Raw genomic sequence first — 11056 nt, forward strand, 5'->3', positions numbered from 1 at the left:
ATGTAGAGATTAGACCAGTAAAATGCTGCGATTTTTCACGAAATCAATATAATTGCGAAATCTGTGTGCCAGGGCACATCGAATTGCGCAGAAAATGGCTAGATTTCTGATAGTCCACAGATAGCCGACAGATGGCAGCATTATCATCGAGGATGTACACAATATGTCGCAACATCACCGAATTCTCCTGCTCAATGGCCCCAACCTGAATCTGTTGGGCAAGCGGGAGCCGGGTATCTACGGCAGCAAGACGCTCGATGAGATCGTCGCCGATCTGCAGCAGAGCGCTGGCGAACTCGGTGTCACGCTGGAACATCTGCAATCCAACGCCGAACATGAGTTGATAGGCCGTATCCATCAGGCCATGGGCCAGGTGGACTACATCATCATCAACCCGGCCGCCTTCACCCACACCAGCGTCGCCTTGCGCGATGCCCTGCTGGGTGTTGCCATCCCCTTCATCGAGGTTCACCTGTCAAATGTTCATGCCAGGGAGCCTTTCCGTCATCACTCCTATCTGTCCGATGTGGCCAAGGGCGTGATCTGTGGGCTGGGTGCCGATGGCTACCAATTCGCTTTAACCGCGGCCGTGCACCAGTTGCGCGCGGCTTGATAATCACTGATCAGATAAAGAAGAAAGAGAATGCTAATGGATATCCGCAAAATCAAGAAGCTGATTGAACTGGTTGAAGAGTCCGGCATCGCCGAGCTGGAAATCTCCGAAGGGGAAGAGTCCGTTCGCATCAGCCGCAATTTCTCCGGCCAGGTTAGCGTTGCCCCGCAGATGATGATGCCGGCTCCGGCTCAGCAAGTGGCCGCCCCGGTTGCCGCCGTTGCACCGACCGCAACCCCTGCCGCCGATGCCGCCCCGAGCGGTCATCTGATGCGCTCCCCCATGGTGGGCTCCTTCTACCGCTCCTCCAGCCCGGAAGCCAAGCCGTTCGTGGAAGTGGGTCAGCACGTCAATGTCGGCGATACCCTGTGCATCGTCGAAGCCATGAAAATGATGAACCAAATCGAGTCTGACAAGGCCGGTGTGATCAAAGCGATCCTGGTTGAAAATGGTCAGGCCGTCGAATTCGACGAGCCGCTGTTCATCATCGAATAAGGGAAAACGCCACCCATGTTGGACAAAGTAGTCATCGCCAACCGAGGTGAAATTGCCCTGCGGATCCTGCGCGCCTGCAAAGAGCTCGGGATCAAGACAGTGGCCGTTCACTCCACCGCCGACCGGGAACTCAAGCATGTGCTCCTGGCCGATGAAACCATCTGCATCGGCAAGCCTGCCAGCGGCGAATCCTACCTCAACGTGCCGGCCATCATCGCCGCCGCCGAGGTGACCGGTGCCGTCGCCATCCACCCGGGCTACGGCTTCCTCTCCGAGAATGCCGATTTTGCCGAAGTGGTCGAGAAATCCGGCTTCATCTTCATCGGTCCCCGCGCCGAGACCATTCGCCTGATGGGTGACAAGGTCTCCGCCATCGAGGCGATGAAGAAGGCAGGCGTCCCCTGCGTACCCGGCTCCGACGGCCCGGTGGACAACGATGCCAAGCGCAACGCCACCATCGCCAAGCGGATCGGTTACCCCGTGATCATCAAGGCCGCCGGTGGCGGTGGTGGTCGTGGCATGCGTGTGGTGCGCAACGAGGCCGAACTGGCCGGTGCCATCGCCCTGACCAAGTCCGAAGCAGGCCAGTTCTTCAAGAACGACATGGTCTACATGGAGAAGTACCTGGAGAACCCGCGCCACATCGAGATCCAGGTGTTGGCAGACGGCCAGGGTACCGCCCTCTATCTGGGTGAGCGGGACTGCTCCATGCAGCGTCGCCACCAGAAAGTCGTGGAAGAAGCGCCGGCCCCCGGCATCACCGAAGAGATGCGCAAGTTCATCGGCGAGCGCTGCGTACGCGCCTGTCTGGAGATCGGCTACCGCGGTGCGGGCACCTTCGAGTTCCTGTACGAAAACGGCGAGTTCTACTTCATCGAGATGAACACCCGGATCCAGGTCGAGCACCCGGTCACCGAGATGGTCACCGGTGTGGATCTCATCAAGGAGCAGCTACGCATCGCCGCCGGCCAGCCCCTGTCCATCACCCAGCAGGACATCCGCCTGCGTGGCCACGCCATCGAGTGCCGGATCAATGCCGAGGATCCGGCCACCTTCATGCCGTCTCCGGGCCTCATCCAGCGCTTCCATGCGCCGGGTGGTCTGGGTGTGCGCTGGGAGTCCCACATCTATGCGGGCTACAAGGTGCCACCCTACTACGACTCCATGATCGGCAAGCTGATCTGTTACGGTGAGAACCGCGACGTCGCCATCGCCCGCATGCGTCACGCCCTCGACGAGCTGGTGGTGGAAGGGATCAAGACCAACATCGCCCTGCAAAAAGAGATCATGAAGGACGAGAACTTCCAGCACGGTGGCACCAACATCCACTACCTGCACAAGAAGTTGGGTCTGTAACCGACACGTTATACAGGGATTGCCTGATCCCCCGGGATCGGCAATGCAAAAAGGGCCATGGCGACATGGCCCTTTTTTGTTATTCTTGCGCCCCGCTCACTCGTCGGAGGCCAAGGTGAACCGTTTCGCACTCGCCCGTCGGGAAGCAGCCCTCTGTCTGCTGCTCACCCTGCTCTATTTTGCCGCCTGGTACGGCTCTGCCTATTTCATCCCCGAGGAGATGGAACTCTGGGATATGCCACTCTGGTTTGTACTCAGCTGCATCCTGATGCCGTTGCTGTTCATCGGCCTGTGCGCCCTCATGGTGGATCGCCTCTTCGTCGACATCCCCCTGGATACCGAAGAGCCGGTCGACGCCCCTCAGCAGGGTACCGGCACTCAGGGCCCAGCCATGGGCCAAGCACCCCACGAGTCCTCATCCGACAGCAAGGAGCCCCGCCGCCATGAATCTTGAGTTGATGCTGCCGCTCATCGTCTACCTGGTCCTGGTACTGGGGGTCGGCTACTGGGCCAGCCGCCATCGCGTCGGCGGCGACTTCGTGCAGGAGTACTTCATCGGCAATCGCAGCATGGGCGGCCTGGTGCTGGCCATGACGCTGGTGGCGACCTATACGTCCGCATCGTCCTTTATCGGCGGGCCGGGCGCCGCCTACAAGATTGGCCTCGGCTGGGTGTTGCTGGCGATGATCCAGCTGCCCACCGTCTGGCTCACCCTGGGGGTGCTTGGCAAGAAGTTCGCCATCATCGCCCGCCGGGTCAATGCGGTGACCATCAACGACATGTTGTGGGCCCGTTATCGCAGCAAGTGGGTGGTGGTGCTGGGCTCGGTCACCATCATCCTCGCCTTTATCGCCACCATGGTGGTGCAGTTCATCGGCGGGGCACGCCTGCTGGAGACCGCGACAGGCCTCAGTTATCAGCAGGGTCTGCTACTTTTTGCCAGCTGCGTACTACTTTATACCGTCATAGGCGGGTTCAGGGCCGTGGTCATGACGGATGCCCTGCAGGGGATCATCATGCTGATCGGCACCGGCGCCCTGCTGGCAGGGATCCTGGTGGCCGGTGACGGCCTGCCAAACCTCATCCATCAGCTCAAGGAGATCGATCCCAAGCTGGTGAGCCCGCAAGGGGCTGGCGACATGCTGACCCAGCCCTTCATGCTGAGCTTCTGGGTACTGGTCTGCATCGGGGTGGTGGGGTTGCCCCACTCCGCCCTGCGCTGCTTCGGCTACCGGGACAGCAAGGCGCTGCACCGTGGCATCTTCATCGGCACCGTCGTCAGCGCCCTGCTGATGTTCGGCATGCACCTGGCTGGGGCGCTCGGTCGTGCCATCCTGCCCGGCATGGACAGCCCGGACAAGATCATGCCCTCCCTGATGATGGAGGTGCTGCCTCCCTGGCTCGCCGGGGTCTTCCTGGCTGCCCCCATGGCGGCCATCATGTCTACCATCGACTCCCAGCTCATCCAGGCCTCGGCAACCCTGGTCAAGGATCTCTACCTCAACTATCTCAGTCCTAAAAATGAACGGCAGGAGAAACTGGAAGTACGGGTGCCGCGCCTCTCCCTGCTCTGCACCCTGATCCTCGGCACCCTGGTGCTGGTGGCGGCCCTGCAGCCCCCCGAGATGATCATCTGGCTCAATCTGCTCGCCTTTGGCGGCCTGCAGGCGGTGTTCCTCTGGCCCCTGGTGCTCGGCCTCTACTGGTCCAGGGCCAATGGCCCCGGCGCCCTGGCCAGCATGGTGAGCGGCATTCTCTGCTACGGAGTCCTGAGCCAATGGGGGATCAAGCTGGCCGGTCTGCACGCCATCGTCCCGAGCCTGACCCTCGGGCTCATCGCCTTCATTCTGGTCAGCCTGTTGACGCCCCCCCCGGATCAAAGCGTGCGGCGCTTATTTGATCAGAAATAACAAAGCGCGCAATAAAGAGCACATTTTCTATCCCCAAATGGGTGCAAGGCGGGTAAACTGTGCGCCATGTCACAAAACAGCCAGTTCACATGCCTGCACCGACAGCCAGACAAACCCTGACCCAGGCCCTGCAACGGCTCGGCTATGCCCTGCTGTTGCCGGTCTCCATCCTGCCCCTGGCCGCCTTGCTGCACCGGCTCGGCCAGCCGGATGTGCTGGATCTCGCCGTGCTCTCCCTCGCCGGTCAGGCCCTGTTCGGCCAGATGCCCCTCATCTATGCTGTGGCCATCGCCTTTGGCCTGAGCAGGCAGGGGCAGGGGATCCAGGCGCTGGCGGGGGCGATCAACTTCCTGCTGCTGAGTTCGGCATTCAACACACTCTCTCCCGGCCTGCATGCGGACATGATCTGCGGCATCCTCGCCGGGCTCACCACGGCACTCATCTTCTCCTGGTCCCGCACCCTGCGCCTGCCTGGCTGGCTGCGCCCGCTGCAGGAAGATCTCCCCGGCCTGCTGATCTCGGCCCTCGCCTGCCTGCTGCTGGTGATCCCGCTGTTTCTGTTCTGGCCCATGCTGGAAGCGGGCATAAGCCAGGTTGACACCCACCTGCTCACCACCCCCTTTGGCGCCTTCTGTTACGGCGTGCTGAACCGGCTGCTGATCCCCCTCGGTCTGCACCAGGTGCTGGGCAGCCTGGTGGGACTGGGTGAGAGCAACCTGCAGGCACTGGCCAGCGCCCAGCCCCTGCACGAGGGCTACTTCGCCGGTCTCTACCCCGTCATCATGTTCGGCCTGCCGGGGGCCTGTTTCGCCATCTGGGTCCATCGCAAACGCCTGCAACGTCTGCCGCAGGGGGGCATGCTGCTCACCCTGGCCCTCACCTCGGCGCTGGTGGGGATCACCGAGCCCATCGAATTTCTGTTTGCCTTCACCGCCCCCTGGCTGTTCCTGGCCCACACCCTGCTGACCGGGATCTCCTTCGCGGTCTGCAGCGGCCTTGGCATCAAGGTGGGCAGTTACTTCTCCGCCGGGCTGCTGGATCTGGTGTTGAGCTACGCAGCCGGGGAGCACAGCTTCTGGCTCATTCCCCTCGGCATCCTCTTCTTCGTCGCCTATGCCCTGCTCTTCTCCCTGCTGCTGGAGCGCTCCCCACTCAGCCTGCCAAGCCGCACCCTGGCCGAGGATCTGCCCCAACTCGCCAATGTCACCCCCACGGATCCCCAGATGCTGGCCATCCAGTTTCTCAAGGTGCTGGGAGGCATGGACAACCTGCAGGCCATGAGTGTCTGTCTGACTCGCCTGAGCCTGAGAGTCGGCGACATGGCCCTGGTGGATCAGAGCCGCCTCACCGCCCTTGGCAGCCTGTCGTGGATAGTGCTCAACGACCACCAGCTGGTGCTGGTGCTAGGTCCCAACGCGGGGCTCATCGAGGGGCAGATCCGCATGCTGGCAGAGCGCCAGTCCGTCCCCCTCGGCCTCGAACCGGGCAAGGCCCAGCCCTAACCCTGCTGGCGCCAGCTTTCAGGCGAAGGGCAGGCGATCGGCCACGAAGTCCATCAGGGTGCGCAGGGCCGGTGCCAGGTGCTCCCGGCTCGGGTAGATGAGATAGAAGGGATTGGGGGGAATGGCCAAGTCCGGCAGAACTTTCTGCAGTCGCCCGGCCGCCAGATCCCCCCGGCAGACATGGTCAGGCAAGAGAGCAATGCCCCCGCCATGGAGGGCCAGCTCCCGCAGTGCCAGCAGGCTGTTGCTGATGCAGGCCCCCCGTACGCGCCATCCCCCTTCCTGCAGTGGCCATATCGGCAGCGCCGTGTGCACCAGGCAGGCGTGTAACCCCAGTTCAGAGAGCTGCTGCGGCGCCCCCCGTTCACCCAGATAGGCCGGCGCCGCCACCAGATGGCGTGCCACCTGACCGATACGCCGGCAGATGAGGCTGGAATCCTTGAGAGGCGCGGCCCGCAGTGCCAGATCGTACCCCTCTCCCACCAGATCCAGTTGCTCGTCACTCAGGGTCAGCTCCAGCACCACATCCGGATAGAGGGCACGAAACTCCGCCAGGATCTTGCCGAGCAGCAGGGTGCCGGTCGCCTCCGGGGCTGTGATGCGCACCCGACCAGCGGGGGCACTGCGCAGCCTCGCCATCGCCAGATTGGCGCTGCGGGCCAGCACCAGCAACCCCTTGCAGTGCTCCACATAGAGCTCCCCTTGCGGCGTCAGGCTGAGTCTGCGGGTGGTGCGCTGCAGCAGCCGGACCCCGAGCTGGGACTCGAGGCGCGAGATCTTCTGGCTCACCGATGACTTGGGCATGCCGAGCAGCTCCGCCGCCCGGGTGAAACTCCCCTGCTCGACCACAGTCGCAAACAAGCCCATCAATTCCAGTTCGACATTGTTCATATATACAAACAGTCTTTCCAAATTACTCATCTTAATCTGGATAATCCACCGAGCTAGACTGCTTGGCAATCCCACTCATGCCGAATTGAAAGGAATAGCCATGAAAGCCATCGCCCTGACCCACTACCTGCCAAGCGATCACCCCCACTGCTTCATCGAGGCCGAACTCCCCACCCCGACGCCGGGCTCGCGGGATCTGCTGGTCAAGGTGAACGCCACCTCCATCAACCCGGTCGACACCAAGGTGCGCGCCCCCAAGGCCAAGGTGGAGTCCAGCCCCCGCGTGCTCGGCTGGGACGCGGTCGGGGAAGTGGTGGCCGTCGGCAGTGAAGTGACCCTGTTCAAGGCCGGCGACAGAGTCTGGTACGCCGGTGACATCAGCCGCCCGGGCAGCAACAGCGCTCTGCAACTGGTGGATGAGCGCATCGTCGCCCTGGCCCCGGCCTCGTTGACCGATCTGGAGGCTGCCGCCCTCCCCCTCACCGCCATCACCGTCTGGGAAGCCTTGTTCGAGCGTATTGGCCTGCATCGTGAAAGCGAAGGGCGCCTGCTCATCATCGGCGGCGCCGGCGGGGTGGGCTCCATCGCCATCCAGCTCGCCCGCCAGCTCACCAATATGGAGGTGATCGCCACCGCCTCCCGGCCAGAGACCCGGGCGTGGTGCCTCGAACTGGGTGCCCATCAGGTGGTCAGCCACCACAACCTGCAAGGGGATCTTGCGGCGCTCGGCATCAGCCAGCTCGACGCCATCTTCTGCACCAACGCCACCGAACAACACTGGAATGCCATGGCAAGCCTCATTCGCCCCTTTGGCCACATCTGCACCATCGCCGAGTCGAGCGAACCCTGGGACCTCGGTCTGCTCAAGTCCAAGAGCGTCACCTTCAGCCAGGAGTTCATGTTCACCCGCTCTCTGTTCCATACCCCGGACATGATCGAGCAACACAAGTTGCTGGGTCGGGTTGCGGCGCTGGTAGATGAAGGAGTGATCAAGACCACCCTCAGCAAGACCCTGCCCGCGCTGACGCCGACCAGCCTGGCAAACGCCCACGCCGAGGTGGAGGCGGGCCGCATGGTGGGCAAGCTGGTGATCGACATGAGCCAGTTCGGCAACTAATCCCTTATAGGTAAAAAACTGCACCATGATGGGGTGACTTCACCAGTGACAAGCCCCATCAGTGCACAGCGCTCCCCGCACCGCCAACGATCATCACGCAGCTTCACCCCCAAAAAACATAAAAAAGGGGCCATCCCGTCGGGATGGCCCTAAATACCTGAACGTTGGGGGTAACAATCACACACACGTCCTTCTGCAGGACAGAGTAACCTTTGCAGCTAGCATGCCAAGTCGCCATTTCCCTGCAAAATTCACTGTTTTCCCCGCCATTTTCGTCCATTCAAAAAAAAGCCACCCGAAGGTGGCTGAAAAAGATGACGGAACTTTCATAGAGCAAAGCATTCAGCGGGAACAAGTTGCTTCCCGTCACCCAAGGAGGAATACATTAACCGTGCCAACTTGGCAGAGTGGTGTTCCTCCGGCCTGCACCATGGGCAAACCACGACAGCACAGGCCCATGATGATAGAATCCCGCGGTTTCACATTTATGAAGAGTCGACCCCATGCCCTGGATACAAATTCGAATCAACGCCACCGCCAAGACGGCGGACAAGGTGAGCAACATGCTGCTGGGGCGTGGAGCCCAGGCGGTGACCTTTATGGATGCCAAGGATGTGCCCGTCTACGAACCCATGCCAGGCGAGACTCCGCTCTGGGGTGAGACCGAGGTGATGGGGCTGTTCGACGCCGAAACCGATCCTGCCCCCACCATCGCCTTCTTCCAGCAGATCTTCGGTGAAGATGTCGGCTACAAGGTCGAGCAGCTGGAAGACAAGGACTGGGTGCGGGAATGGATGGATCACTTCCACCCCATGCAGTTCGGCAAACGGCTCTGGATCTGCCCGAGCTGGCGCGACGTGCCCCATCCCGAGGCAGTCAACGTCATGCTGGATCCCGGCCTGGCGTTCGGCACCGGCACCCACCCCACCACGGCCCTCTGCCTGCAGTGGCTGGACGGGCTGGATCTGGCCGGTAAAACCGTGGTCGACTTCGGTTGCGGCTCCGGCATCCTCGGCATCGCCGCCCTGAAACTGGGCGCCGCCCGGGTCATCGGCATCGACATCGATCCCCAGGCCATCCAGGCCAGCCATGACAACGCCGAGCGCAATGGCGTTGCCGGTCAGATTGAGCTCTACCTGCCGGCAGATCAGCCGCAAGGGGTGGAGGCGGACGTGGTGGTGGCCAACATCCTGGCCGGCCCCCTGCGCGAGCTGGCGCCGCTCATCGCAGGCCATGGCAAGCCCGGCAGCCTGATGGCCCTGTCCGGCGTGCTCGAAAGCCAGGCGCCGGAACTGGAGACCATCTACGGCCAGTGGTTCGACATGGACCCGACCGCCGTGAAAGAGGAGTGGTGCCGCCTCTCCGGTCGCAAGCACGGCTAAGTCCCCCATGGCCGCACACACAAGGGCACCTTCGGGTGCCCTTGTGGTTTCTACGTGCCTTGCGGCCCTGCCATTTCCAGCTGAAATGCCGGCCCTGGGCCCGGGCTCACGCTTCCTGGATGACGAAGGCAGTAAGATGGCACGCTTTACACAAGCCGCCGCGACACGACAACAAGAGATGACCCATGAGTGACTACCAGAAGATGATCGCCAGCCAGCCCTATGACTGCATGGCGGCGGAGCTCGATGCCCTGCGCCGGGAGACGGCCCGGCTCTATCGCCGCTTCAACCGGGCCGATGAGGAGGACGAACAGCAGATCCTGCTGAAAGCACTGGTGGGCGAGCTGGCGGAGGGGGCCTTCATCTGCCCGCCGTTCTACTGCACCTATGGTCGCCATATCAGCCTGGGAGCTGGCTCCTTCATCAACATGGGAGCCACGATACTGGACAATGCCCCGGTGCGTATCGGGGCCGGGGTCATGGTAGGGCCGAACGTGCAGATCTATACCGCCGCCCATGCCCTGGAGGCCGATGAGCGCCTCAAGGGAGTGGAGACGGCGCTGCCGGTCTCGGTCGAGGACAGGGTCTGGATAGGGGGCGGCGCCATCCTCCTGCCCGGCGTCACCATTGGGCGGGAAGCCATCGTCGGGGCGGGTTCGGTCGTGACCAAAGACGTGCCGGCCGGTGCCCGGGTGGTGGGCAATCCGGCCAGAATATTACCCGGGAAGAAGACGCAGCCCACCCCTTGAGTACGGGTTCCGCAACGAGGCGATGACGGGGGGTCAGGGATGAAAGCAGGGCCACCGCGACGCCGCAGCCCCAAATAAAAAATGAAGCCCAATGTCATCAAGACGTTGGGCTGTAAAAAGGTGCTACGGAATTGCGACTCTCATCGCAGAATATTAGAAGGGGTTACCTTCTAAACTGGCAGGAGGGATAATAACGGGGCGCAAACGTTTTACGTAGCGTAATCGACCAGGATTGAGAACAACCTCTCACTATTTGAAAAATTTCTGGCCAACCCCTTTCACCCTCTTGGCAAACCCGCATTTATCAGTACAGCCTGACAAAACTGTCACCAAAGAAAAAAGCCCTGATGTATCAGGGCTTTTTATCAAAAACAGGTCGTTAGAAGTGGCGTACGAAGTCGTCAATGGGCAGCTCGCGCAGCTTGCGAGCCTCCAGCATGGGGGTGCCCAGGTAGAGGAAGCCCACCAGCTGATCCCCCTCCGCCAGCCCGAGCCCTGCGTTGATCTGCTCGTCAAAGATAAACCAGCCCGAGCGCCAGATGCCGTTGAAGCCCTGGGCCTGCGCCGCCATCTGCATCGCCATCAAGGCGCAACCGGCAGAGAGCTCCTGCTCCAGCCTGGGCACCTTTGGATGAGCCTGATAACGGGTCGCCACCGCCACCAGCAGGGGCGCACGCAGCGGCGCGGCGCGGCTCTTCTCGATGCTCTCCTCATCCTCGCCACGGGCACGGGCCGCCTGTGCCAGCAAGCTGCCCAACCGCTCCCGCCCTTCCCCTTCGAACAGAATGAACTGCCAGGGCGTCAGGGTACCGTGATCCGGAGCCCGCAATCCCGCCTTGAGAATGTTGTCGAGTACCTCGCCGCTCGGGGCGGGTTCGGTCAAACGACCGCAGGAGTGACGGTTCAGTAACAGGTTGAGGGCATCCATGGGCAACTCCATTGTTCTGCGAAAAGTTCTGCGAAAGGGTCACAAAAACACAAGGTCATGATGGCGCTACCCTAGCACAGCGGGCTGGCAGCGCAAAGAGAGCCGACATGCCG

Annotated in this window: 10 protein-coding genes and 1 pseudogene; 9 read left to right on the forward strand and 2 right to left on the reverse strand. The window is 61.9% G+C overall.

Annotated elements, in window-relative coordinates; all coding sequences use genetic code 11:
• The first annotated feature begins 163 nt into the window (after positions 1 to 163).
• The 6 genes and pseudogenes from aroQ to ACW5W7_RS08125 all read left to right on the forward strand — a co-directional run bounded on the left by aroQ (position 164) and on the right by ACW5W7_RS08125 (position 5876).
• The gene (gene aroQ, locus ACW5W7_RS08100) at positions 164 to 613 is read left to right on the forward strand and encodes a type II 3-dehydroquinate dehydratase (protein ID WP_349919223.1); all 450 of its coding nucleotides are present in this window, start codon (positions 164 to 166) and stop codon (positions 611 to 613) included.
• Positions 614 to 649: 36 nt separating this feature from the next.
• On the forward strand, positions 650 to 1108 hold the full coding sequence (gene accB, locus ACW5W7_RS08105; protein ID WP_456501378.1) for an acetyl-CoA carboxylase biotin carboxyl carrier protein: 459 nt from the start codon (positions 650 to 652) through the stop codon (positions 1106 to 1108).
• A 15-nt stretch (positions 1109 to 1123) separates the two neighbouring features.
• Positions 1124 to 2464, forward strand: a complete 1341-nt coding sequence (accC, locus tag ACW5W7_RS08110) for an acetyl-CoA carboxylase biotin carboxylase subunit (RefSeq protein ID WP_349919227.1) — start codon at positions 1124 to 1126, stop codon at positions 2462 to 2464.
• Positions 2465 to 2579: 115 nt separating this feature from the next.
• Positions 2580 to 2819: pseudogene (locus tag ACW5W7_RS08115) on the forward strand (DUF997 family protein); the annotation flags it as partial.
• An 88-nt stretch (positions 2820 to 2907) separates the two neighbouring features.
• Complete coding sequence (panF, locus tag ACW5W7_RS08120; protein ID WP_456501379.1) at positions 2908 to 4374, forward strand: sodium/pantothenate symporter; 1467 nt, start codon at positions 2908 to 2910, stop codon at positions 4372 to 4374.
• Between the two features lie 89 nt (positions 4375 to 4463).
• Positions 4464 to 5876: a PTS transporter subunit EIIC gene (locus tag ACW5W7_RS08125; protein ID WP_456501380.1), complete on the forward strand. Its 1413-nt coding sequence runs from the start codon at positions 4464 to 4466 to the stop codon at positions 5874 to 5876.
• 18 nt (positions 5877 to 5894) lie between these two features.
• Here ACW5W7_RS08125 and ACW5W7_RS08130 read toward each other — a convergent pair whose 3' ends face one another.
• Positions 5895 to 6767 carry a LysR family transcriptional regulator gene (locus ACW5W7_RS08130; protein ID WP_456501381.1) on the reverse strand — a complete coding sequence of 291 codons (873 nt, stop codon included), beginning with the start codon at positions 6765 to 6767 and terminating at the stop codon, positions 5895 to 5897.
• Between the two features lie 100 nt (positions 6768 to 6867).
• Here ACW5W7_RS08130 and ACW5W7_RS08135 point away from each other — a divergent pair, with 100 nt between their 5' ends.
• The 3 genes from ACW5W7_RS08135 to ACW5W7_RS08145 all read left to right on the forward strand — a co-directional run bounded on the left by ACW5W7_RS08135 (position 6868) and on the right by ACW5W7_RS08145 (position 10015).
• Positions 6868 to 7884: a zinc-binding alcohol dehydrogenase family protein gene (locus ACW5W7_RS08135; RefSeq protein ID WP_456501382.1), complete on the forward strand. Its 1017-nt coding sequence runs from the start codon at positions 6868 to 6870 to the stop codon at positions 7882 to 7884.
• A 503-nt stretch (positions 7885 to 8387) separates the two neighbouring features.
• Positions 8388 to 9266 (forward strand): 50S ribosomal protein L11 methyltransferase, encoded by an 879-nt coding sequence (prmA, locus tag ACW5W7_RS08140; protein WP_349919233.1) that lies wholly within the window; start codon positions 8388 to 8390, stop codon positions 9264 to 9266.
• A gap of 185 nt (positions 9267 to 9451) precedes the next feature.
• Positions 9452 to 10015, forward strand: a complete 564-nt coding sequence (locus ACW5W7_RS08145; protein WP_456501383.1) for a sugar O-acetyltransferase — start codon at positions 9452 to 9454, stop codon at positions 10013 to 10015.
• 379 nt (positions 10016 to 10394) lie between these two features.
• On the opposite strand, the gene ACW5W7_RS08150 is transcribed toward ACW5W7_RS08145, so the two are convergent.
• Positions 10395 to 10943 carry an NAD(P)H nitroreductase gene (locus ACW5W7_RS08150; RefSeq protein ID WP_349919235.1) on the reverse strand — a complete coding sequence of 183 codons (549 nt, stop codon included), beginning with the start codon at positions 10941 to 10943 and terminating at the stop codon, positions 10395 to 10397.
• Between the last annotated feature and the right edge of the window lie 113 nt (positions 10944 to 11056).

The sequence above is a fragment of the Aeromonas intestinalis genome (genome assembly GCF_054052485.1).